This window comes from Actinokineospora spheciospongiae (genome assembly GCF_000564855.1).
Classification (GTDB): domain Bacteria; phylum Actinomycetota; class Actinomycetes; order Mycobacteriales; family Pseudonocardiaceae; genus Actinokineospora; species Actinokineospora spheciospongiae.
This window is the reverse complement of record NZ_AYXG01000165.1, coordinates 17,472-40,151: the sequence shown is the minus strand read 5'-3', so window position 1 is coordinate 40,151 and position 22,680 is coordinate 17,472. Positions and strand designations below refer to the sequence as shown.

The following is a 22,680-nucleotide window of genomic DNA, read 5'->3' as shown; positions in this document are numbered from 1 at the left end:
CGCCTCGGTGTCCCAGCCGTCCGAGATGGAGGAACAGCCCCGCTCGCGCGGGGAAGACGACACCAACGGCGGCCTGCAGTGCCGCGTGACCGGAACAGCCCCGCTCGCGCGGGGAAGACGCCACCCGCCACCCCCTGGGTGTGGAGGGCACGGGAACAGCCCCGCTCGCGCGGGGAAGACCCTTCTTGACCTGGAGGTTTAGGTGGGCAAAGTGGATTTTAGCATCACTTTTGGCGATGGAACGAAATATTGTAGTTGACTGATCACTCTCTGTGTTTGTCGTGGTGGTGGGCTGGGTAGATGCCCTGGTGAGGACTGTGGCTGGCGGTTCTGTCGGTGATCGGGGGCTGAGCGGGAGTCGGTGCCGATGGGTGGCGTGGGGTCGAGGTGTCGAACAAGCCGGTCCGTGCGGTGGGGCGATGAGTGTGCGGCTGGAGATCGACCAGGGGTACGCCGGGGCGGAGGTTGGGCGTGGAGCCGCCCAGGTCATCACAGGTCCGGGTACGCCTCTGCCTCGAAGGTCCGCTGATGGATGGCGCGCGCCGGGTGCCCGCTGTCGAGGCACCCGGCGCGGCGGTATCAGCGGGTGAGTCGACTGGTGCGGGTTGCTGCCAGCAGGGCTTGGAGGTCGACCGCGATGGGGCGGTGGTGGGGGTCCTTGCTGTCTCGGACCCAGCCGTCCGGGTGGATTTCCACGCAGTTGTTCGCGCCGGTGCTGCACGAGGCTTTACGCCACCGTGTCTGATCCATGTGCTTCTCCGATGTCGTCGATGCGCCTGCCGAGGATTCTCATCGATTCTGCGTGGTCGGCGGCGGCGGTGTCCCACAGGTGCTCGAAAGCCGCTCGGTAGACGGCCACTTCATCGTCGTGGTGCAGGTAGGTGGCGCCGGTGACGCCTTCGCTGTAAACCTGCCCGAGGCGTGCGGGCCGCTCCAGGTGCAGCAGGGTGAAGCTGTTGCCCAAGCCCGTGTGCGCCCCCGCTGACCACGGGATCAGGCGTACCTCCGTGGTGTCCGTCGCGGCGGCCTCCACCAGGCGGGTCAGTTGGGCGCGCAGCACCCCGGGACCGCCTACGGCCTGCATGGTCACATGTTCGCCGAGCAGCACTCGCAGGTGCGGGGGCTCGGCGGCGCCGAGAACGCGCTGCTGGCGGGACAGGCGCTCCTGGACGCGCAGTTCGGCGTGTTCGACGCCCTCCTGGGTCACCAGCGCCCTGGCGTAGTCCTCGGTCTGCAAGAGGCCGTGGACCAGTACGTCGTCGAAGTAGCAGATCTCGGCGGCCTCGCGTTCCATCGTAAAGTAGGCGTTGGCGTGCTCGGCCGTATGCGACACCGCCTGCCTGCGCCTGGCCATCTCCAGCAGTTCCAGCAGCTCTTTGCGCTTGGCGGCGGGCACGCGGTAGAGCTTGAACAGCTCCTGCAACTCGGCGCGCACCGGCACGCGGAACCCGCGCTCGACCCGGTTCGTCTTCCCCGGGTGCCAGCCGAAGCGGTCTTCCACCTCCTCGGCCGTCAGTGCCGCCGCCTTGCGGTAGCGGCGCAGCGCTTCGCCGAGCGCGCGCCGCTGCGGGGTGATCGTCGTGGGCACGACGCTCCTTTCGTGGGACTAGTCCTCTTGGATGGGACTTTTCTGCCGTTCGCCGACTCGGGCGGCATTCAACTGGTCATTTCGTCGCGGCAAAGCTTAGTCTCCTTGGTGTCGGGTTGAGGGGAAGTGGAGCGAACCGCTGATCGCGTTTCAGCACCCAAACCCTTTGCCTGCAAGGACATCCTTTTGCGCAAAATTCCTCGACCACGTGAATACCTTGGGAGAGAACATGTTCCTCTACCGCATCCGCAAGCGGTGGCAGACACGCCGATGGTTGGTTGCTTTGCGCGCGCGGTGTCCCGCACCGCTTCCCCGCCCCCGGCCGCACGACTACGGCCGGTTGGCGACCCCGGAACGTCCCCTGTGGACTGATTGCCCCCGCGCCTGAGCGCGGCGGTGGGGCCGGTCGATGCCCCGGCCGGTCCCACCGCCATGAACCCCACGGTCCCCGCCTGCCGCACCGTTCACTCCGACCACCCAGGACCACCATGGCTGCCAGGACACCCGAACCCGACTTCCGCGCGCGGACCGTGCGCGCGCTGCTATTGAGCCGCGAGCTGGACCACAACCGCAGGCGCGTGGGGCTGAGCACCCGCCAGGCGGCGAGTGGCATGGACATGTCGCCCGCGATGTTGAACCGGGTCATGACCGGCCGCAGGTTGCCCACCGCGCTGGAGGTCGGCGGGCTCTGCGCGCTTTTCGACGTCCCCGCCGAGCGGCGGCCCGTCCTCTACGCCCTGGCCCGCGAAGGGGACCGCACCCAGTGGCTGACCCACCACGACCCCGGTGACCCGGACCGGTTCGCCGTCCTGCGCGAGCTGCACGCCGTGGCCGAGTCCATCACCGGTTACGACACCGCGACCCTCCCGCTCGCGCTGCGCACCGCCGACTACCACCGGGCGGTGCTGGCCGCCACTGGCGCCGCCCCCACAGCCCGCGGACCCGATCGGGTGGAGGCCTACACCGCCCACTACGTGCACGCCCACGCCCTGCGCGCACCCTGGGTGGACCCGGCCGTGATGACGGCGCAACTCGCCCGGCTGCGCGACGACCGGCGGTTGCGGGTGCTCCCGGACCGCACCCCGCCCCCGGCCGCGCACCCGTTCCAGGTGATCACCACCCGCCACTTCCCGCCGGTGGTGTTCTTCGACCTCGGCGCCGCGACCCTCCTGCTGGAGCTCGACGCCGCCGCGCCCCACCTCGCCGCCCTGCGGGCTGTGGAGCGCGGGGCGCTGTCCGTCGGGGAGACCCGGGCGTTCCTGGACGACCTGCTCTTCTCCCGCTGAGGCCGCGTTCGGGAACCGGTCCGGCAGGCCTGGTCAGTCGACGGGGTCGAGCCGGGGGGTGTTCGCGGGCGTGATGAGGACCAGGGCGCGGAACATGCGTTCCAGTTCCGCCTCCGGGTCGTCGGTCAGGCCGGTGTGGGTGGGGGAGGTCTGCACGAGGGTGCTGCGCGGTGCGGTGAGCCAGCGGAAGCGCTGGCCGGGGGGGATTCGGGTCACCGGGCCCGCCGAGCCCGCGCACACCGACGTCAGGCCGCCCAGCATCTCCGCCAGCACCGCCAGGTCGATCGCCGGGTCGAGGGCGCGTAGGCGGGTGTCGTCCACGTGGGTGCGGCAGCCCAGGTAGTCGAAGGCCTTGCAGTGCACCAGGACACCGATGTTGAGCGCTTCCCCCCGGTCCTGGCGGGGGACGGCGCGCAGCAGGGCGTACTCAAACACGTGCGGCACGGGCGGCCTCCAAACCCTCGGTCCACTCCGCGGCCGCGGCCAGCCGGGCGGTGAAGAAGGCCCGGTAGGCGCGGCGGGTGTCCGCCGGGTCCGGGAAGCCCAGCAGCCACTCGTCGGGAACCTCGGCCAGCACCTCGTCCAGCGCGTCCAGGTCGACCTCCGCCGCCAGGTTCTCGATCGGGCCCGCGACCGGCAGCATGACGTGGTCGGCCGGTTCCCAGCGGTACTGCCTCGCGGGTTGCCACCCCGGTTCCCAGCGGTGGTGGAAGTACAGCGAGGCGCCGTGGTCGATCAGCCACATCCGGCGGTGCCACAGCAGCAGGTTCGGGTTGCGCCAGCTCCGGTCGACGTTGAGCACCAGCGCGTCGAACCACAGCAGCCGGGCCGCCTCGACCGGGCCGGGGTCGCGGACCAGCGGGTTGAAGTCGAACGAGCCGGGGAGGTAGTCCAGGCCCAGGTTGCGGCCGTCGCTGGCGCGCAGGAGTTCCTGCACCTCCTCGTCCGGTTCGGTGCGGCCCAGTTCCGGGTCCACCTCGACGAAGACGATCTCCGGGACCCGGAACCCCAGTGCCCTGGCGAGGCCGCCGACCACGAGTTCGGCGACCAGCGCGCGCGGGCCCTGCCCGGCGCCGCGGAACTTGACCACGTACATGCCCAGGTCGTCGGCCTCGACCAGGCCGGGGAGGGAGCCGCCCTCGCGCAGCGGGGTCACGTACCGGGTGGCGGTGACGGTTCTGAGCACCGCCGCATCATGCCGGGTGCCGCCCGGCCCACGCGCGGCGGGCGCCCAGGATGTCCTCCCGATTCCACCACCCGGGGGTTCCGGCTTCCTGCCGCGAACCCGTCACAGCCGCCGGACACGCAGCACGCAGGTCAGCATCGGGAGGGTGAACTCGCCGTCGGCGGTCTCCGACTCACCTGCGAGGAAAGCGCGGATGCGGTCGAGCGTGACCTGTCGTTCCCGTTCCGGCATGACCAGCACCCCCGCCCGCGTCGCCAGTGCCGCGACGAGGGAGTCGGCGGTGCGGCGCTGCCCGTGCGGGAACTCGGCCTGCTCCGGCGAGCCGAACCGGGCGGCCCCGCCCGTCCCGGGCAGGTGCGCCTCGGCCGTCTCGGCGCGCCAACCGGTGGGCGTGTCACGCGGGCCGATGGCCGCGCTCCCGCTGACCCGCGCCAGCCCGGCAACCCAGTCGACCCGGTCGTCCACGACGTTCCACAGGCCGGCCAGGGTGCCGCCCGGCACCAGGACCCTGGCGATCTCGGGTCCCGCGACGGTCATGTCGAACCAGTGCATGGCGTTGCCCGCCAGCACGGCGTCGACGGACGCGTCCGGCAGCGGTATCGCCTCGGCGCTGCCCGGCAGTGCGCGGACCCCCGGCAGTGCGCGGCGCAGCTCGGTCAGCATCGCCGGGTCGGGTTCGACCGCGGTGACGTCGGTGCCCATCGCGGCCAGGGTGCCGGTGAGCTTGCCGGTTCCGGCGCCGAGGTCGAGCACCCGCATACCGGGCGCCGGATCGTCGAGCGCCCAGCGCACCGCGGCCCGCGCGTAGTCCGGGCGGTTCTCGGCGTACGAGGTCGCCGCCGCCCCGAACGATGAGGCGTGCCGAAGCCGTTCGTCATGTTCCATGTGATCACTCTATTGACACCGCGCATGCCGAAGACCGTTTTCCCGCAATAAAACCGGTCTTCGGCAGCGAAAACTGTTCACTCCACTGTGGACTCCCAGAGTGCGGTGAGCCGGGCCCGCTCGACCTCGTTCTCCGTGAGCGAGGCGGCGGTGGCGTAGGCCTCGGCGGCCTCCGCCTGCCGGTTGAGGCGGCGCAGCATTTCCGCGCGCAGGGTGTGGGCGGGGCCGTAGGTGTCCAGGCCGATCCGCTCGACCTCGGCCAGCGCCGCCCCCGGCCCGTGCACCTCGCCCACCGCCACCGCCCGGTTGAGCGCGACGACCGGGGTCGGGGTGAGCGCCAGCAGGTGGTTGTAGAGGGCCAGGACCTGCGCCCAGTCGGTGTCCTCGGCCCGCCGGGCGTCGCTGTGCACGGCCTGGATGGCCGCCTGGACCTGGTAGGGGCCGGGGCGGGCGCGGCGCAGGCAGCGGCGGACCAGGTCCTGGCCCTCGGTGATCAGCGCGCGGTCCCAGCGGGAGCGGTCCTGCTGCGCCAGCAGCACGGCCCGCCCGTCGGCGGTGGTGCGGGCCGGGTGGCGGGAGCGGGTGAGCAGCATCAGTGCCAGCAGGCCCAGTGCCTCCGGTTCGTCGGGCATCAGCTCGACCAGCAGCCTGCCCAGCCGGACGGCCTCGGCGCACAGGTCCTCGCGCACCAGCCGCCCACCCGCCGACGCCGTGTGGCCCTCGGTGAAGACCAGGTACACGACCGCCAGCACGCCGCTGAGGCGGTCGGGCAGGTCGGCGTCGCGCGGGACGCGGTAGGGGATGCCCGCTTTCTTGATCTTCGCCTTGGCCCGGACCAGCCGCTGGGCCATGGTCGGTTCGGGCACCAGGAACGCGCGGGCGATCTCGGCGGTGGTCAGGCCGCCGAGCAGCCGCAGGGTGAGCGCCACCCGGGCGGGCGCGGCCAGCGCCGGGTGGCAGCAGGTGAACAGCATCCGCAGGCGGTCGTCGTGCACGGGGCCCTCCTCCTCGGCCGGGCTGTCGTCGGGTGCCTGGAGGGCGTGCGCGGCGGCGTGCCGGGTGTCGCGGGTCGACTCGCGGCGCAGGCGGTCGATGGCGCGGTTGCGGGCGGTGGTGATGATCCACCCGGCCGGGCTGGGCGGTTCGCCCGATTCCGGCCAGCGGCGGACCGCCTCGGTGAAGGCGTCCTGGACCGCTTCCTCGGCGAGGTCGATGTCGCCGAGGGAGCGGACCAGCACCGCCACCGCCCGCCCGTACTCCTCGCGGAACACCCGGGCGATGCGCTCGGTCACCCCTGCGGCACGAACGGGCGGACCTCGACCGGCAGGCCCAGGACCCCCGCCAACCTGCGACCCCAGCCCAGGGCGTCGTCGAGGTCCTCGGCGTTGATGATGGTGAACCCGCCCAGGTGCTCCTTCAGCTCCACGAACGGGCCGTCGGTCACCAGGACGTCGCCGCCTTCGGCGCGCAGGACGGTCGCGGTCTCCGGGGCCTCCAAGCCGTTGCCGAAGACCCAGGCGCCCGCCGCCCGCATCTCGTCGTTGAGGGCGCCGACCTCGGCCATGATGGCGGCCAAGGCCTCGTGGTCGGGCATCTCGCCGGGCGGCTGGAAGATGCTGAGCAGGTACTGCCGCATGGTGTTCTCCCTGTTCGGTGGTGCTTGGTCACCCCCCATACGAACGAGTGACCCCCGAATCGACAGGGTCCCCGAAAGTTATTTCGAGGCGACGTCTACTGTGACCCTCGGTGTGCCGCGCCGAGGCGGAGATAACAGGCCGGGAACGAAAACGTCAAGATCGGGGCCGCAGGGTAGCCCGATAGTGCTCGGTACTCACCCGTCCGACACAGTGCACGTACTCAAAAGCAGTTCCGCCCCACTCGTCAGCCGTCTATATCCAGGAGGACCGCGCAGGTGAGTCCGGAGAGCGCCATCGACCCCGCCCACGCCGTCGCCCTGGCCGGGCGTGCCACCATCGCGGACAAGATCCGCTACGCCTGCGAGCACGTCGACCCGCCCACCACCCTCGAGGTCCAGCAGTGGCTGGACACCTACGGGGTGACCACGGCCCGGTCGTACGCCACCAATGTGATCGACACCTGGCGCCGCGAGCACCAGGTGGGCGACACCGGTGACCTCGTCGCGCTCAGCCCCGGCCTGCTGGCCGAGCTGGACGCGCTGCGCACCGGCTCCGGCGGCACCGACGGCTCGGCCGCCCCCGGCGGCACGACCGGCGCGAACGGCACCAACGGGTCGGCCGCCACCAACGGTTCGGCCGCGAATGGTTCAGCCGCGAACGGTTCGGCCGCCGCGAACGGCTCGACCAGCGCGAACGGCTCGGCGGCCCCCAACGGCGCGACCGCCACCAGCGGGTCGACCACCAACGGCTCGGCCGCCGCGAACGGCTCGGCCGCCGCGGGGTCGACCACCGTCAACGGCTCGACAGCCTCCAACGGCGCAGCGGCCACCAACGGCGCGGCGGGTGCCAAAGGCTCGACCGGTGGCAAGAAGGCGAAGCGCCTGACCGGCGCGGCGGCGCGCAGCGCCGCGGCCAAGGCCGCGCGGGACGCCGCGAAGAACGGCGCCACCGACGGCGGCACCGCGAACAGTGCTCCCGCGAACAGTGCTCCCGCGAACGGCGCCACCGCGGCGGGCAGCGGCGGGGCGGTCGTCGAGCGGTCGGACGAGGGCGGGGCAGCAGCACCCGGCGTGGACACCCTGGCAGACAAGGACAGCACAGAGAACATGGACACCGCGGTCGAATCGGGCAGAGCGGACGCCCCGAAGGCGGACGCCGAGGACGCCACGCAGATCTTCGAGGTGGACCCGGCCAAGCGCGCCGCCGCCGACGAGGACTCCCCGACCCTGGTCACCTTCACCCCGGTCCGCGACGACGCCGACACCGCCGCCACCGTCGAGGCGAACACCGTCGAACCGGACCTGTCCTGGCTGGACCAGGTCGAGGTGCCCGACGAGGCGGCCAAGGGCGACACGGACAAGGGCGGCGCGGACGACGCGGGCAAGGCCGAGGCCGCGACCACCGAGGCTGGACCGGAGGAGCGGGTGGGCAAGGACCTGGTCGTCGCGGAGGCCCCCGAGCCGCCCGCGGAGCCGGTGACCGCGCACGCGGAGCGGATGGCCGCCCCGGTCGACCCGGAGCCGCTGCCGCCCGCGCTGCCCCGGGTGCCGGTCGTGCTGTCCTGGTCGGCGAACATGGCCTGGATCGTGGTGCTGATCGCCGCGATGGGCATCTCCTGGTGGTCGCTGTTCGAGTACGCCCGCGGGTTCAGCATCCCGACCCCGCTGGCGGCCGTGGTGTCGCTGGTGTTCGACGCGTCGGCGCTGATCGTGGCCGGGCTCGCGCACCGCTACGCGCTCTCGCCGTACTCCGGTGCCGGGCCGCGGATCGCGCTGCTGCTCCTGCTCGCGGGCAGCGTGTACCTGAATTGGGAGCACGCCGCGGGCAAGGGCTACGGCATCGAGGCGTCGATCATGTTCGCCGCTCCCGCCGCCGTCGGCATCCTGCTCTTCGAGCTGCACATCGGTTGGCACTCGCGCAGCGAGCGCCGGGCCCGCGGCCGGGTCGCCCGCTCGCTGCCGGTGATCGGCGCGTGGGGCTGGTTCCTGCACCCGTTGCAGAGCATCACCACGCTGTGGCGCGTCACCCACGCCCGCGGTCGCTCGGTCCGGACCGCGGAGCTGACCAGCATCGATCAGTCGCGCTAGCGATCGCACTCGCGCACCGAGGCCTCCCAGGAGTAGCTTAGGCTTACCTAAGTCTTCTGGGAGGCCTCGTCGTGTCTGCTCCACAGCGCACCCGCCCGGTGCACACCCTCACCGTCACCCGCACCGAGTGGATCACCCCGCACATGGTGCGCGTCTGGGCGGGCGGGCCCGGCCTGGCCGCGGTGCCGGACAACGGGTTCACCGACAACTACGTCAAGCTGCTGTTCTTCCCCGAGGGCCGCCCGGAGGGCGTGGACGTCGCCGAGCTGCGCGCCCAGGGCAAGGTCGTGACCCGCACTTACACAATCCGCCGCCGCGAACCGTCGGAGCTGGCGATCGACTTCGTGTACCACGGCGACGTCGGCCTGGCGGGTCCGTGGGCCGCGTCGGTCCAGCCGGGCACCGAGTTCTCCTTCCAGGGCCCCGGCGGCGCGTACTCCCCGGCAGCCGACGCCGACTGGCACCTGTTCGTCGGCGACGCGTCGGCCTTCCCGGCGATCGGCGCGGCCCTGGAGTCCCTGCCCGCCACCGCCGTGGCCATCGCGGTCCTGGAGGTGCAGGACCCGGCCGACGAGCAGAAGTTCCTCACCGACGCGCGGCTCGACCTGCGCTGGGTGCCCGCCGGGACGCTGGTCTCCGCCGTCGAGGAGCTGGAGCTGCCCGCGGGGTCGGGCCACGCCTTCGTCCACGGTGAGACCTACGTGATCCGCGACCTGCGCAAGGTCCTGGCCGGGGTCGACCGGCTGTCGATCTCCGGGTACTGGCGCAGGGGCATGGCCGAGCCGGAGTTCCAAGCGGCCAAGCGCACAGACCCCGTCTAGGCCGATCGGACTAGGATCGGGGGCCAGTGCCACTACACCGTGGAATGAGGCTCCCGGCTTTGCCCACCGAAGACGTCCTCCCCGGCCTCGAAACCGAACTCACCGCCCTGTGGCGCCGTGCGCGGGCGTCGGTGCGGGACTCGGCCAGGACCCTGCACCCCCGCCTCGACCCCACCGTCTACCCGCTGCTGGTCCTGGTGCTGCACGCCGGGTCGCTGCGCATGTCCGAGGCCGCGAACCGGCTGTCGCTGGACAAGTCGACGCTGAGCAGGCAGGTCGACGCCGCGGTCCGCCTGGGGCTGCTGGAGCGCGTGGTCGACAGCACCGACGCCAGGGCCCGGCTGCTGCGGCTGACCCCGTCCGGCCACACAGGACTGACGGCGCTGCTGACCGAGCAGCGCGACCGCTGGCGCGCCTCGCTGGCGGAGTGGGACCGCGAGGACGTCGTGCGGCTGACCGAACTGCTGAACAAACTGGGCGAATCCGGCGTCGCGTAAGGGAATCCGGGCGGGGAGTTCTCCCCGGGCGTTCAGGGCAGCCCCCGAATCGATCCAAGCACGCGGGGGTGACAGTTCCGCCGCGCTGGGCCGAGTTGTCCACAGGGTTGGGTTGTCCGCGGGTCAGGGCAGGGAGCCGCGCAGGGTCAGCACGCGGTCGGTGGCGGCGGTGAACGCCTGCCGGTCGAGGGTTCCGGCGGTGTAGGCGGTGGCGAGGGCGTCGAGGACCTGGTCGCCCTGGGTGGTGTCGCGGGCCGAGGCGAGGATGAGGTCCATGCCCGCCGCGGCGGCGAGGAGCGCGCGGTCGCCCGTGGTCCCGTAGGGCTGGAGGGCGCCCGCTTCCAGGGCGTCGGTGATGGTGACGCCCCGGAAGCCGCGGTCGCGGCGGAGTTCGTCGCGGACCACGGTGGGGGACAGGCCCGCGGGGCGGGAGGCGTCGAGGGCGGGGTAGACGGCCCAGGAGAGCATGACCAGCTTGACCCCGGCGGACACGGCGAGGTCGTAGGGCGGCTCGTCCCTGGTGCGCAGGTCCGACAGGGATGTGGTCAGGGTGACCGGGCGCAGGTCGGTGTTCTCCGCCGCCCCGGCGGGACCGAGCCCGGGGAAGTGCTTGGCGGTGGCGGCGACACCGGTGGCCTGCTGGGCCTGGACGAAGGCGCGGCTGAGCACGCCGACGGTGCCCGAGTCGGTGCTGTAGGAGCGGCCGTACTGGTCCATGAGGTCACCGGGGGTGCGGTACACGTCCGCCACCGGCGCCAGGTTCACGTTCATCCCCACACCGCGCAGGTTCTGCCCGGCCGAGGTCCCGGCGTCGCGGGCGGCGGTGGCGCCCTGGGCACCCACCTGCTTCTGCGACAGCAGCGGCGCGCCGGGCAGGCGGCGGATCTGCCCGCCTTCCTGGTCGGTCATCAGCAGCAGCGGCGCGGGGACCGGGCTCTGCGCGGCGGCGGCCCGGAGCTGGGCGACGACGCCCGCGATCTGGGTGGTGCCGGAGATGTTCTCACCGAAGAAGATCACGCCCGCGGCCTCGCCCGCGCGGATGCGGTCGAGCAGGCTCTGCGGTGGTGTGAGGCCGGGGTAGGAGTAGACCACCCGCTGGCCCGCCAACTGCCGGGTGGTCAGCGCCGGTGCCGCGGAGGCGGTGGGGAGGGTGGCCAGTGCCGCGGTCAGGAGCAGGCCCACCGCGGAACCCGCCCCCCACCTGCGCCGCATCGGTGTCCGCATGACCGACCTCCTCACACCCGGGTCCCCAGTCAACGAGACCCGGGTGTGATTGGTCAATCATTCACGAAAAGGTTCAGCCCAACGGCCCTCGGCGGGGGCAGGAGGTCACTGGTCGTCGTCGATGTTCATGTGCAGCCACTCCGGCCAGGTCTTCGACCACGGTCGGACCGGGTCCGAGACCAGCCAGACGGTGGGGGAGCGCAGGACGACGTTCTCCAGGCTGGAGTGGTCGTCGGCGCGGCCGACCGCCTGGACCGAGCGGAAGCGCGCGCGGAGGAAGGCCGGGTCGCCGCCGACGATGATCGCGGTGGTGGCGTCGTCCGGTGGGGCTCCGAAGAACCAGAAGCCGCGGTGGCCGCTGTAGACCTGTGGCAGGCCGTGGGCGGGTCCCTCGTAGGCCAGGGCGGAGGCGTGCGGGTAGACGTCGGCCATGACCACGGTGTGGGCGCGCTGCTCGGGGGGCAGCGACCGGTAGATGTCGCCGATGTCCTCGGTGAACGCGGGCCAGCCGACCTGGCCGCGCAGCAGCGGGTTGGGCACCAGCGCCGGGTGTCGCTCGACGACGCCCTGCGGCACCACCGGCAGCAGGCACACCACCGCGATCACGCCCAGCGCCCCGGTCAGCCCGAACGCCCACGGCCCCCGCCACCAGGCGGGTCCGCGGTCCTGCAACGCCACCACACCCGCGGCGAACCCCAGCGGGAACAGCCCGACCAGGTAGTAGGGGCGCCCGTTGAACACCAGCATCAGCACGAACAGCATGGGCAGGGCGACGCCGAGGAACCGGTACGGCGGCGTGCGCAGCAGCTTGCGGATGCCGAGCACCATGAGCACCAGCCCGAGCGGGCCGATGTAGAGGGCCAACCAGGCGGAGAACCCGACCCGGCCGCCCTGGAACGAGTCCTGCTCGGCGCTGACCGCGTCCAGCATCGCCACGTACGGCCACCCGTTGGCGTTCTGCCACAGCAGCCCCGGCAGCGCGGTGACCACGGTGATCCCGGCGCCCACCCACAGCAGCGGGCGGCGCAGCAGGTCGCCGCGGCCGGTGCACAGGGCCGCCACGCCGATGGCCACCCACAGGATCGGCACCAGGTACTTGATCTGCAGCGCGACCGCCGTGCACAGCCCGGCGGCCAGCAGCAGCCGGTCCTGGCGGGTGCGCACCCACCTGGTGACCAGGTAGGTGATCGCCGCCCACAGGGTGGTGTCGAAGGTGGTGGTGGCCAGCAGGTGCCCGGTCCAGAGCACGAACGGGGCCGCGCCGAACGCGGCGGCGGCGAGCAGTTGGGCGCGCGGCCTGCCGCCGAGTTCGCGGGCGATCAGCCCGGCCAGGACCACGCCGACGGCGGTGACCAGGGCGGACGGGGTGCGCAGGGCGAGCAGGTTGCCGGGGAACAGCAGGTCGATGCCCTTGGCCAGCAGCGGCACGAGCGCCGACTGGTCGACGTAGCCCCAGGACGGGTGCCCGCCCGCGATGACGAAGTACATCTCGTCGCCGTCGTGGCCGTAGCGGCCGCTGACCAGCAGCAGGAGCACCCCGACGCCCGCCGCCAGCGACAGCAGCGGACCCCACCGCACCGGGGGGACCGCGGGCTCGAGCGGCACGGCCGGCGGTCGCGCCTGCGCCCGCTCCTCGGTCGCGCTCATCCACTCCTCCTCGACTGTCCACCCCGGATCGGACCATTCACCGGTGCGGTCAATCTAGAAGATCGGCGCCGTGATCGGAAATAGCGGGGGCACAATTTGCGGGATTTGTTCACAATCGGTGTCGTGGGCCGCTCATGGCGAATCCGCGACAACTGTACCGGTGCGCCAAAGTGTGGATGAGAATGTGTCGTGCGTTTGACAAAGATGCCTGACCGCTACGCAGGGCGACGATCGGACTCGCGGGTCGTGGTTCGGATAACTCTGCGTACCTGGTCGGACCTGGGGTTCAATCCGAGATGGTTGAAGGTGAAAAATCTTCGATTTATCTGCCGGTGATGTGTCCGATCTTGGCGTCCCGCAATTTCCGGGCAGGTATTTCCGCTGCTCGGAATGCGTTTGCGGGATAACGCGCCGTTGGTGTACGGAACTGTTCATCAAGTAGGGGTCAGCGCGGGCAGCGGGAGAGCAGCGATGCCAGGGTGTCGTGTTCGGCCTGATCCACGGTCAGGTTGTACTTCGCCTTCACCAGGACCCAGCGGACCGCGTAGTCGCAGCCATAGGCCGCGTCGGGCAGCCAGTGGGCGGGGTCCTGGTCGCCCTTCTGCCGGTTGCTGCGGGCGGAGACCACGATCAACTGGTCGAGGTCGTTGGCGAAGGCCCGGCGCTGCTCGCGGGTCCAGCCCCGGGTGCCGGAGCGGTTGGCCTCGGCCAGCGGCACGAGGTGGTCGAGGTCGGTCTGGCGCGCGTCGGTGATGGTGGCGCCGTCGTACGGGCTGGTCCAGGTGCCCTCCATCGCCTTGCACTCGACGTCGGTCCGCACGCTCCTGCCCTGGGCCTTCAACGCCTCCTCGCGGGTGTCGCAGCCATCGCCCTGGGCCGACCAGTGCGGCCAGTCCTCGCGGTTGTAGGGCAGGCCGGTGTCCTCCACGGCCACGGTCAGCTTCGCCAACTGGTCGATCGCCCGCTGCGCGTCCGCCCCGGTCGGGGTGTCCTCGTCCAGTTGCGACCACCAGATGCCGACCACCAGCACGACCAGGGCCACCACCAGCGACACCCAGGTCGTCTTCCCGCGCTTGGCCACCGCAGGTCCCTCCACTTCCTCATCACGCTTCGCACATGATTGTCGGTGGCGCCCGACCATCGGGTGAACGGGGGCGCCCCACCACCGAGCCGGTCCCGGCGGGCCGCACTAGGGTCGGGCGGGTGCGGATCGCCACCTGGAACGTCAACTCCGTCAAGCAGCGCGTCCCCCGCCTGCTGCCCTGGCTCGACGAGCGCGCCCCGGACGTCGTCTGCCTCCAGGAGACCAAGCTCGCCGACGACGCCTTCCTGGAACTGCTGACCGACGACCTGTCGGCGCGCGGCTACGAGGTCGCCAGCCACGGCGAGGGCCAGTGGAACGGGGTGGCCCTGCTGTCTCGGGTCGGCCTCGACGACGTCGTGCGCGGCCTGCCCGGCGGCCCCGGCTTCCCGCACCAGGAGGCCCGCGCGGTCTCCGCCGTCTGCGGCGGCCTGCGCGTGCACTCCCTGTACGTCCCCAACGGCCGCAGCCCCGACTCCGACCACTACCGCTACAAGCTGGAGTGGTTGCGCGCCCTGCGCGACACCGTCGCCGCCGACGTCGACACCGCCGTGGTCTGCGGTGACATCAACATCGCCCCCGCCGACGCCGACGTGTTCGACCCGGCGGCGTTCGAGGGCCACACCCACGTCACCGACGCCGAGCGGGCCGCCCTGCGGGAGCTGCTGGACCTGGGCCTGCACGACGTGGTCCGCGACCGCTGGCCCACCGAGACGGTGTTCAGCTACTGGGACTACCGGGCGGGCATGTTCCACCAGAACCGGGGCATGCGCATCGACCTGATCCTGGCGGGCACCCCCGTGGCCGCCCGCCGCCGCGCCGCCTGGGTCGACCGGGCCGCCCGCAAGGGCACCAAGCCCAGCGACCACGCCCCGGTCGTCCTGGACCTCGACGAGGCCCCCGACGGCGACGTCGGCCCGATGGTCCCGCCGCCGTCGGTCGCCGCACCCCGGCGCGGCGGCAAAGTCCCCCGATGAGGTGACCCGGGACGGTCCCGCGCCGGGGGTCAGGATCGCGTAAAGATCGCCGGTGGCGTCGTCAAGACGGCGTCAGGCCCGGCGGCGACCGCACGGATCTGCTGCACGCTCCTCCCGGCGTGCCCGCCAGCGGGGTGGGCACCGGTTCGGAGAGGGGTGCGGCGTGGCTGACCTGGCCTACGCGGTGCTCATCGTCGTTGTCTTCGTCGGGCTGGCTCTGGCCGTTCGCGGGCTGGAGCGGTTGTGAGCGGCTTGGTCGGCAACGTGGTCGGGGGGATCGTCGCGGCGGGGTTGCTCGGGTACCTCTTCGCCGCCCTCATCCGGCCGGAGAAGTTCTGATGTGGGCCGGGGTGGCGCAGGCCGCCTTGCTGGTCGTGGCCCTGGCGGTCGTGTACCGGCCGTTCGGTGACCACATGGCCCGGGTCTACCAGCGCACCGAGCACTCCGCCGTGGAGCGGGCGATCTACCAGGTGGTGCGCGTGGACCCGGGCACCGAGCAGAAGTGGTCGACCTACGCGCTCGGGGTCGTCGGGTTCTCGGCGGTGGGTGTCGGGTTCCTCTACCTGCTCCAGCGGGTGCAGTCGTGGCTGCCGTTCGACTTCGGGCGCGGGAACGTCGAGCCCGGGACGGCGTTCAACACCGCGATCAGCTTCGTGACCAACACGAACTGGCAGTCCTACGTGCCGGAGAACACGATGGGGCACAGCGTGCAGCTCGTCGGGCTCACCGTGCAGAACTTCGTCTCCGCCGCCGTGGGCCTGGCGGTGGCGATGGCCCTGGTGCGCGGGTTCGTGCGGGTCAAGACCGACCGGCTGGGCAACTTCTGGGTCGACCTGACCAGGGGGACGCTGCGCATCCTGCTGCCGGTGGCGTTCGCGTTCGCGCTCGTGCTGCTCGTGACCGGCGTGACCATGAGCTTCAAGTCCGGGGTCGCCGTCGACGGGCAGACCGTCGCCCAGGCGCCGACCGCGAGCCAGGAGGCGATCAAGGAACTCGGGACCAACGGCGGCGGCGTCTTCAACGCCAACTCCGCGCACCCCTTCGAGAACCCCAACGCCTGGTCGAACCTCGTCGAGCTGTTCCTCATCCTCGTCATCCCCGTCTCCCTCACCCGGACCTTCGGCACGATGGTGGGCGAGCGCAGGCAGGGGTACGTGCTGCTCGGTGTCATGGGCACCCTGTGGACCGCCGTGCTGGCCCTGATCTGGGCGGCGGAGGCGAGCGGCGTGCGTCCGCTGGAGGGCAAGGAGCTGCGGTTCGGCGTGGCCGGGTCCGCGTTGTTCGCCAACACGACCACCGCCACCTCCACCGGTGCGGTGAACTCCGCGCACGACAGCTTCTCCGGCCTCGGCGGCGGTGGGGCGCTGCTCAACATGCTCTTCGGGGAGATGACGCCGGGCGGGGTCGGGACCGGCCTCTACAGCATCCTGGTCATGGCGGTCATCGCCATGTTCCTCGCCGGGCTGATGGTCGGCCGCACCCCGGAGTACCTGGGCAAGAAGCTCGGCCGCCGCGAGGTGACCGCCGCCGCCCTGTCCATCCTGGCCATGCCGACCGTGCTGCTGGTCGGCGCCGGGATCGCCGCCGTGCTGCCGTCGACGCCCGGTGCGCTCGGCAACGACGGGGCGCACGGGCTCTCGGAGATCCTCTACGCCTACGCGTCCGCCTCGAACAACAACGGCAGCGCGTTCGCGGGCCTCACCGCCACCGGCGACTGGTTCCAGGCATCCCTCGGGGTGTGCATGGCGCTCGGGCGGTTCGTGCCGATCATCGCCGTGCTGGCGCTGGCCGGTTCGCTGGCCGCGCAGCGCAGGGCCCCGGTCACCGCCGGGACGCTGCCCACCACCGGGCCGCTGTTCGCCGGGCTGCTCGGCGGGGCCGTCGTGCTGGTCGCCGCGCTGACCTTCGTCCCCGCCCTCGCCCTCGGACCCATCGCGGAGGCGATGCTGTGAGTACGACCGTCGAAACCCCGCCTGCCGCCGCCGATGCCCCGGCGCGGCAGGTGTCGGCCGGGGTGTTCAGCCCCGGGCAGCTACTGGAGTCCTTCCCGGACGCCCTGCGCAAGTTCCACCCGCGCCACCAGGTGCGCAACCCGGTCATGTTCGTGGTCTGGGTCGGGTCGCTGCTGGTGACCGCGTTCGCGGTCGGCGACCCGAGCACCTTCACCGTCACCGTCGCGGTGTGGCTGTGGTTCACGGTGCTCTTCGCCAACCTGGCCGAGGCCGTCGCCGAGGGGCGCGGCAAGGCGCAGGCCGACTCGCTGCGGCGCACCAAGCAGGACGCCGTCGCGCGGCGGCTGCGCGCGGACGGGACCGAGGAGCGGGTGCCCGGCACCGAACTGCGGGTCGGTGACCGGGTGGTCGTCGAGGCCGGGGAGGTGGTCCCCGGCGACGGCGACGTGGTCGAGGGCATCGCCTCGGTCGACGAGTCCGCGATCACCGGGGAGTCCGCGCCGGTCGTGCGCGAGGCCGGTGGGGACCGCTGCGCGGTCACCGGCGGCACCACCGTGCTCTCGGACCGGGTGGTCGTGCGGATCTCCACCAAGCCGGGGGAGTCCTTCGTGGACCGGATGATCGCCCTGGTGGAGGGCGCCCAGCGGCAGAAGACGCCGAACGAGATCGCGCTGACGATCCTGCTCTCCACGCTGACGGTCATCTTCCTGCTGGCCGTGGTCGCCCTCCAGCCGTTCGCGATCTTCTCCGGCGGCGAGCAGTCGGTGCTCGTGCTGACCGCGCTGCTGGTCTGCCTGATCCCGACCACGATCGGGGCGCTGCTCTCGGCCATCGGCATCGCGGGCATGGACCGGCTGGTGCAGCGCAACGTGCTGGCGACCTCCGGCAAGGCCGTCGAGGCCGCCGGGGACATCGACACCCTGCTGCTGGACAAGACCGGCACCATCACCTTCGGCAACCGGCGCGCGACGGACTTCCACCCGGTGGACGGCGCGGACCTGGCCGAGCTGGCCGCCGCCGCCCGACTGTCCAGCCTGGCCGACGGCACCCCGGAGGGGCGCAGCGTCATCGACCTGTGCGTCGAGCGCCACGGGTTGCCCGCCGAGGCCTCCGAGCACGAGAAGACCGGCGAGTTCGTCCCGTTTACCGCGCAGACCCGGATGAGCGGCATCGACCTCGACGGCCGCGCGGTGCGCAAGGGCGCCGCGAGCGGGTTCGCGCTCAGCGCCGAGGCGTCCGCGATCGTCGACGACATCGGCAACGAGGGCGGCACCCCGCTGGTGGTGGCCGACGGCGACCGGGTGCTGGGCGTGATCCGGATGTCCGACGTGGTCAAGCCCGGCATGGCCGCACGGTTCGCCGAGCTGCGCGCCATGGGCATCCGCACGGTCATGGTCACCGGGGACAACCCGCTGACCGCCCGCGCCATCGCCGCCGAGGCCGGGGTGGACGACTTCCTCGCCGAGGCCAAGCCAGAGGACAAGCTGGCGCTCATCCGCGCCGAGCAGGAGGGCGGGCGGCTGGTCGCCATGACCGGCGACGGCACCAACGACGCCCCGGCGCTGGCCAGGGCGGACGTCGGCGTGGCGATGAACACCGGCACCTCCGCGGCCAAGGAGGCCGGGAACATGGTGGACCTGGACTCCGACCCCACCAAGCTGATCGAGGTCGTGGAGATCGGCAAGCAACTGCTGATCACCCGGGGCGCGCTGACCACGTTCAGCGTGGCCAACGACCTGGCGAAGTACTTCGCGATCCTGCCCGCCATGTTCGCCGCGATATATCCGCAACTCGGCGGCCTCAACGTGATGCGGCTGGCCACCCCGGAGTCGGCGATCCTGTCGGCGGTGGTGTTCAACGCGCTGATCATCGTGGTTCTCATCCCGCTGGCGCTGCGCGGTGTCCGCTACCGGCCCTCCGGGGCGAGCGCGCTGCTGCGGCGCAACCTGCTGGTCTATGGGGTCGGCGGCATCGCCACGCCGTTCCTCGGGATCTGGCTGGTCGACCTCCTCGTCCGACTCATCCCCGGAATCGGGTGACCCGCGTGTCCACTCTCGTCAAGCAGGCCCTGGCCGGGCTGCGCCTCCTGCTCGTGCTGACCGTCGTCACCGGCGTCCTCTACCCGGCGGGCGTGTGGGCGGTCAGCAGGCTCCCCGGCCTGCACGACAACGCCGAAGCCGTCAACACCACACTGGTGGGTGTCGCCCGGGAAGGCGACGGCTGGTTCCACTTGCGACCGTCCGCCGCGACGTTGCCCGCATCGGGTGGTTCCAACAAGTCCCAGGTGAACCCCGACTACGACCGGGTGGTGGCCGACCGCCGCACCGAGGTGGCCCGGCGCGAGGGCGTGGCCGAGGACCGGGTGCCCCAGGACGCGGTGACCGCGTCGGCCTCCGGGCTCGACCCGCACATCAGCCCCGCCTACGCCGACCTGCAGGTTCCCCGGGTTGCGCGGGAACGCGGCCTGTCCGAGCGGTGGGTGCGCAAGCTGGTCGCCGAGCACACCTCCCGGCGCGGTCTCGGCTTCGTCGGCGAGGTGACGGTGAACGTCACCGCCCTGAACCGGGCCCTGACCGATGGTGGCTGAGCGGGGCGCGCAGACTCGGGGCGTGGAGCGAGTCAAGCGCGGTGAGCTGCGCATCTACCTCGGGGCCGCGCCCGGTGTCGGCAAGACGTTCGCCGCGCTGGGCGAGGCGCGCCGCCGCCGCGAGCGCGGCACCGACGTCGTGGTCGGGCTGGTCGAGGCGCACGGCCGGGAGAAGACCGCCGAGCTGGTCGCGGGCCTGGAGGTGCTGCCCCGGCGCCCCGGCGGCCCCGGCGCCGGGGAACTGGACCTCGACGCCCTGCTGGCCAGGGCACCGGAGGTGGCCGTGGTCGACGAGCTGGCGCACACCAACGCCCCCGGTTCGCGCAACGCCAAGCGCTGGCAGGACGTCGAGGAACTCCTCGACGCGGGGATCGACGTCCTGTCCGCGGTCAACGTGCAGCACCTGGAATCCCTCAACGACGTCGTCACCCGGATCACCGGGGTGCCGCAGCGCGAGACGGTGCCCGACGAGGTGGTGCGCCGGGCCGAGCAGATCGAGCTGGTGGACCTCACCCCGCAGGCGCTGCGGCGCAGGCTCGCCCACGGCAACGTCTACGCCGCGGACAGGGTCGACGCCGCGCTGGGCAACTACTTCCGGGTCGGCAACCTCACCGCGCTGCGCGAACTGGCGCTGCTGTGGGTCGCCGACCAGGTCGACGTGGCGTTGCAGCGCTACCGGGCCGAGCAGGACATCACCGACACCTGGGAGGCCCGCGAGCGGGTCGTGGTGGCGGTCACCGGCGGCCCGGAGAGCGAGACGCTGATCCGCCGCGCCCGCCGGATCGCGCTGCGCGCGGGCGCGGACCTGCTGGTGGTGCACGTGCTGCGCGGCGACGGCCTGGCCGGGGCGGCACCGGACGCGCTCGCCGGGTGCCGCCGCACCGCCCTGGACCTGTCGGCCACGTTCCACTCCGTGGTCGGCGACGACGTGCCGACGGCGCTGCTGGACTTCGCCCGCGGCGTCAACGCCACCCAACTCGTGCTGGGAACCTCGCGCCGCCCACGGCTGGCCAGGGTGTTCGACGAGGGGATCGGCGCGGCCGTCATCGCCGCCTCCGGCTCGATCGACGTGCACATGGTCACCCACCCGCGGGCCCGGCGGACCCGGGCGCGGCCCGCGCGCCGAGGCAGGCCGCTGGGGTGGGTCGCCACGATCGCCCTGCCGGGGCTGGTGACCCTGCTGGGGCTGCTGTGGCAGGAGTCGGTGGGGTACTCGACGGACCTGGCGGCGTTCATCCTGGCGACCTGCGCGGTGGCGGTGCTCGGCGGCGTGTGGCCCGCGCTGCTCTCGGCGTTCCTGGCGGCGGGTCTGCTCAACTACTTCTTCACCCCGCCCTACCGCAGCCTGCTGGTGGCGAGCCCGGAGAACGTGGTCGCGCTGGTCGCGTTGGTGGTCGTGGCCGGGTTGGTGGCGGTCGTGGTGGACCGGGCGAGCAGGCTGGCCACCCAGGCGGCCAGGGCGCGCACCGAGGCGGCGCTGCTGGCCTCCTACGCCAGGACCGTGCTCGCAGGCCCCGACCCGGTGAACCGGCTGCTGGAGAAGGTGCGGGAGAACTTCGCCCTGGAGGCGGTCGCGTTGCAGGAGTGGCGCGAAACCGGGTGGGTGCGGATCGCGGGCGACGCGTGCGAGGGCGACCCGGACGCGGACGTGCCGGTGCGCGAGGACGTGCGGCTGGTGCTGCGCGGACGCGCCCTGCCCGCGCACGACCAGCGGGTGCTCGCCGCGGCGGCGGGTCAGGCGTTCCTGGCGCTGCGGCAGCAGCAGCTCACCGAGGAGAAGTCGCAGGCCCAGCGCAAGGCCGCGGACACCGAACTGCGGACGGCACTGCTCTCGGCGGTCGGCCACGACCTGCGCACCCCGCTCACCTCCATCAAGGCCGCCATCGGCAGCCTGCGCGACCGGTCGCTGACCCTGTCCGAAGAGGACACCGGAGAACTCATGGCCACGGTGGAGGAATCGGCCGACCGCCTGACCGGCCTGGTGGACAACCTTCTCGACTCCACCCGCCTCGCCACCGGCACGGTCCGGCCGACCCTGCGCCCGGTCGGGTACTACGAGGTCGTCGCCCGGGCACTGGCGGGCATCGACGAACGCGCGGCGGTCACCGTCGACGTCGACGAGGGACTGCCGCTGGTGCTCGCCGACCTGGGGCTGCTGGAGCGGGTGGTGGCCAACCTGGTCGACAACGCCCTGCGCCACGGCCGCACCGGGGTCGCGGTGCGGGCCAGCGCCCACGGGTCGCGGGTCGAGCTGCGGGTCACCGACTCCGGCCCCGGCCTGCCGAAGAAGACGGGAGACGTGGTGTTCGCACCGTTCCGGCGATTGGGGGACCGGGTGAGCGGCACCGGCCTCGGCCTCAGCGTCGCCAAGGGCTTCGTCGAGGCCATGGCGGGCGACATCGCCCTGGAGGACACCCCCGGCGGCGGCCTGACCGTCGTGGTGTCCCTGCCGGTGGTGACGTCGTGACCCGAGTCCTCGTCGTCGACGACGAACCGCAGATCGCCCGCGCCCTCCGGATCAACCTGGCCGCCCGGGGCTACGACGTGCTGGTGGCCCACACCGGCCGCAGCGCCCTCGACCTCGCCGCCGACAACCGCCCCGACCTGGTCCTGCTCGACCTCGGCCTCCCCGACCTCGACGGCGTCGACGTCATCACGGGCCTGCGCGGCTGGAACCCGGTCCCCATCATCGTCCTCTCGGCGGGCACCGACTCCACCCGCAAGGTCGCCGCCCTCGACGCTGGCGCGGACGACTACGTGACCAAACCCTTCGGCATGGACGAACTCCTCGCCCGCCTCCGCGCCGCCCTCCGCCGCTCCACCCACCTCCCCGGCGGCGAACCCGTGGTCGAGGCAGAAGCCTTCACGGTGGACCTGACCGCCAAACGGGTCCACCGCGACGGCGCGGAGGTCCACCTCACCCCGACCGAGTGGGGCATCCTGGAGATCCTGGTCCGCAACCCGGGCCACCTCATCGCCCAGCGCAGGCTGCTGACGGAGGTCTGGGGCCCGACCTACACGGCCGAGACGCACTACCTGCGGGTGTACCTGGCCCAGTTGCGCCGCAAGCTCGAACGCGACCCGGCCCACCCCCGCCACCTGATCACCGAACCCGGCATGGGCTACCGCTTCCAACCCTGACCCCACCCACCCACCCGACACGGCGGGCGGGCACCCCGCGAACGCCTGCCCGGCTGCGCAGACGGGGTGTGCTCGGGTGGCGAT

21 protein-coding genes and 1 CRISPR repeat array (1 of these 22 cut by a window edge) are annotated in these 22,680 nt (G+C 72.3%); of the genes, 11 read left to right on the top strand and 10 right to left on the bottom strand.

Features of this window, described 5'->3' with window-relative positions; genetic code table 11:
• Positions 1 to 180: a CRISPR direct-repeat array (repeat unit 28 nt; unit sequence GGAACAGCCCCGCTCGCGCGGGGAAGAC) (it extends 764 nt beyond the left edge of the window).
• Positions 181 to 579: 399 nt separating this feature from the next.
• Entirely contained in the window at positions 580 to 750 is a 171-nt protein-coding gene (locus UO65_RS39030) for a DUF397 domain-containing protein (protein WP_084176051.1), read from the bottom strand.
• Positions 728 to 1,588, bottom strand: a complete 861-nt coding sequence (locus UO65_RS21550) for a helix-turn-helix domain-containing protein (RefSeq protein WP_052021488.1) — start codon at positions 1,586 to 1,588, stop codon at positions 728 to 730. The genes UO65_RS39030 and UO65_RS21550 overlap by 23 nt, the downstream gene beginning before the upstream one ends.
• A 488-nt stretch (positions 1,589 to 2,076) precedes the next feature.
• Between UO65_RS21550 and UO65_RS21545 the strand changes: the two genes are divergently transcribed.
• Positions 2,077 to 2,874: a Scr1 family TA system antitoxin-like transcriptional regulator gene (locus UO65_RS21545; protein WP_035285564.1), complete on the top strand. Its 798-nt coding sequence runs from the start codon at positions 2,077 to 2,079 to the stop codon at positions 2,872 to 2,874.
• 33 nt (positions 2,875 to 2,907) lie between these two features.
• Here UO65_RS21545 and UO65_RS21540 read toward each other — a convergent pair whose 3' ends face one another.
• The 5 genes from UO65_RS21540 to UO65_RS21520 form a co-directional block, all read right to left on the bottom strand.
• A complete protein-coding gene (locus UO65_RS21540; RefSeq protein ID WP_035285561.1) occupies positions 2,908 to 3,318 on the bottom strand; it encodes a DUF3037 domain-containing protein in 411 nt (136 codons plus the stop codon).
• Positions 3,302 to 4,060, bottom strand: coding sequence for a HipA family kinase (locus UO65_RS21535; RefSeq protein WP_035285558.1), 759 nt, complete (start codon positions 4,058 to 4,060; stop codon positions 3,302 to 3,304). Before UO65_RS21535 ends, UO65_RS21540 begins: the two co-directional genes overlap by 17 nt.
• Before the next feature lie 102 nt (positions 4,061 to 4,162).
• Positions 4,163 to 4,945: a class I SAM-dependent methyltransferase gene (locus tag UO65_RS21530; protein WP_035285555.1), complete on the bottom strand. Its 783-nt coding sequence runs from the start codon at positions 4,943 to 4,945 to the stop codon at positions 4,163 to 4,165.
• Between the two features lie 77 nt (positions 4,946 to 5,022).
• Positions 5,023 to 6,237: an RNA polymerase sigma factor gene (locus tag UO65_RS21525; protein ID WP_035285552.1), complete on the bottom strand. Its 1,215-nt coding sequence runs from the start codon at positions 6,235 to 6,237 to the stop codon at positions 5,023 to 5,025.
• Entirely contained in the window at positions 6,234 to 6,581 is a 348-nt protein-coding gene (locus tag UO65_RS21520) for a YciI family protein (protein ID WP_035285550.1), read from the bottom strand. Before UO65_RS21520 ends, UO65_RS21525 begins: the two co-directional genes overlap by 4 nt.
• A gap of 276 nt (positions 6,582 to 6,857) precedes the next feature.
• Here UO65_RS21520 and UO65_RS33525 point away from each other — a divergent pair, with 276 nt between their 5' ends.
• From UO65_RS33525 to UO65_RS21505, 3 genes are all read left to right on the top strand, one after another.
• Entirely contained in the window at positions 6,858 to 8,669 is a 1,812-nt protein-coding gene (locus UO65_RS33525) for a DUF2637 domain-containing protein (protein ID WP_052021486.1), read from the top strand.
• A 71-nt stretch (positions 8,670 to 8,740) separates the two neighbouring features.
• Positions 8,741 to 9,490 (top strand): siderophore-interacting protein, encoded by a 750-nt coding sequence (locus tag UO65_RS21510; protein ID WP_052021485.1) that lies wholly within the window; start codon positions 8,741 to 8,743, stop codon positions 9,488 to 9,490.
• Positions 9,491 to 9,549: 59 nt separating this feature from the next.
• The gene (locus UO65_RS21505) at positions 9,550 to 9,987 is read left to right on the top strand and encodes a MarR family winged helix-turn-helix transcriptional regulator (RefSeq protein WP_200873418.1); all 438 of its coding nucleotides are present in this window, start codon (positions 9,550 to 9,552) and stop codon (positions 9,985 to 9,987) included.
• A 123-nt stretch (positions 9,988 to 10,110) separates the two neighbouring features.
• Here UO65_RS21505 and UO65_RS21500 read toward each other — a convergent pair whose 3' ends face one another.
• The 3 genes from UO65_RS21500 to UO65_RS21490 form a co-directional block, all read right to left on the bottom strand.
• Complete coding sequence (locus tag UO65_RS21500; RefSeq protein ID WP_035285543.1) at positions 10,111 to 11,211, bottom strand: glycoside hydrolase family 3 N-terminal domain-containing protein; 1,101 nt, start codon at positions 11,209 to 11,211, stop codon at positions 10,111 to 10,113.
• A gap of 105 nt (positions 11,212 to 11,316) precedes the next feature.
• Positions 11,317 to 12,858, bottom strand: coding sequence for an ArnT family glycosyltransferase (locus UO65_RS21495; protein ID WP_052021483.1), 1,542 nt, complete (start codon positions 12,856 to 12,858; stop codon positions 11,317 to 11,319).
• Positions 12,859 to 13,303: 445 nt separating this feature from the next.
• Positions 13,304 to 13,939 (bottom strand): HNH endonuclease family protein, encoded by a 636-nt coding sequence (locus tag UO65_RS21490; RefSeq protein ID WP_035285541.1) that lies wholly within the window; start codon positions 13,937 to 13,939, stop codon positions 13,304 to 13,306.
• Positions 13,940 to 14,061: 122 nt separating this feature from the next.
• On the opposite strand from UO65_RS21490, the gene UO65_RS21485 reads away from it, so the two are divergent.
• The 7 genes from UO65_RS21485 (at position 14,062) to UO65_RS21460 (ending at position 22,596) form a co-directional block, all read left to right on the top strand.
• Positions 14,062 to 14,916 (top strand): exodeoxyribonuclease III, encoded by an 855-nt coding sequence (locus UO65_RS21485; RefSeq protein WP_035285539.1) that lies wholly within the window; start codon positions 14,062 to 14,064, stop codon positions 14,914 to 14,916.
• A 243-nt stretch (positions 14,917 to 15,159) separates the two neighbouring features.
• On the top strand, positions 15,160 to 15,255 hold the full coding sequence (kdpF, locus tag UO65_RS34040; RefSeq protein ID WP_063935990.1) for a K(+)-transporting ATPase subunit F: 96 nt from the start codon (positions 15,160 to 15,162) through the stop codon (positions 15,253 to 15,255).
• Complete coding sequence (gene kdpA / locus UO65_RS21480; RefSeq protein ID WP_035285537.1) at positions 15,255 to 16,868, top strand: potassium-transporting ATPase subunit KdpA; 1,614 nt, start codon at positions 15,255 to 15,257, stop codon at positions 16,866 to 16,868. Before kdpF ends, kdpA begins: the two co-directional genes overlap by 1 nt.
• The gene (gene kdpB, locus UO65_RS21475) at positions 16,865 to 18,907 is read left to right on the top strand and encodes a potassium-transporting ATPase subunit KdpB (protein ID WP_035285536.1); all 2,043 of its coding nucleotides are present in this window, start codon (positions 16,865 to 16,867) and stop codon (positions 18,905 to 18,907) included. Before kdpA ends, kdpB begins: the two co-directional genes overlap by 4 nt.
• Before the next feature lie 5 nt (positions 18,908 to 18,912).
• Positions 18,913 to 19,455: a potassium-transporting ATPase subunit C gene (locus UO65_RS21470; RefSeq protein ID WP_035285655.1), complete on the top strand. Its 543-nt coding sequence runs from the start codon at positions 18,913 to 18,915 to the stop codon at positions 19,453 to 19,455.
• Positions 19,445 to 21,922, top strand: a complete 2,478-nt coding sequence (locus UO65_RS21465) for a sensor histidine kinase (RefSeq protein ID WP_052021481.1) — start codon at positions 19,445 to 19,447, stop codon at positions 21,920 to 21,922. Before UO65_RS21470 ends, UO65_RS21465 begins: the two co-directional genes overlap by 11 nt.
• Positions 21,919 to 22,596: a response regulator gene (locus tag UO65_RS21460; RefSeq protein ID WP_035285531.1), complete on the top strand. Its 678-nt coding sequence runs from the start codon at positions 21,919 to 21,921 to the stop codon at positions 22,594 to 22,596. The genes UO65_RS21465 and UO65_RS21460 overlap by 4 nt, the downstream gene beginning before the upstream one ends.
• Positions 22,597 to 22,680 lie beyond the last annotated feature (84 nt).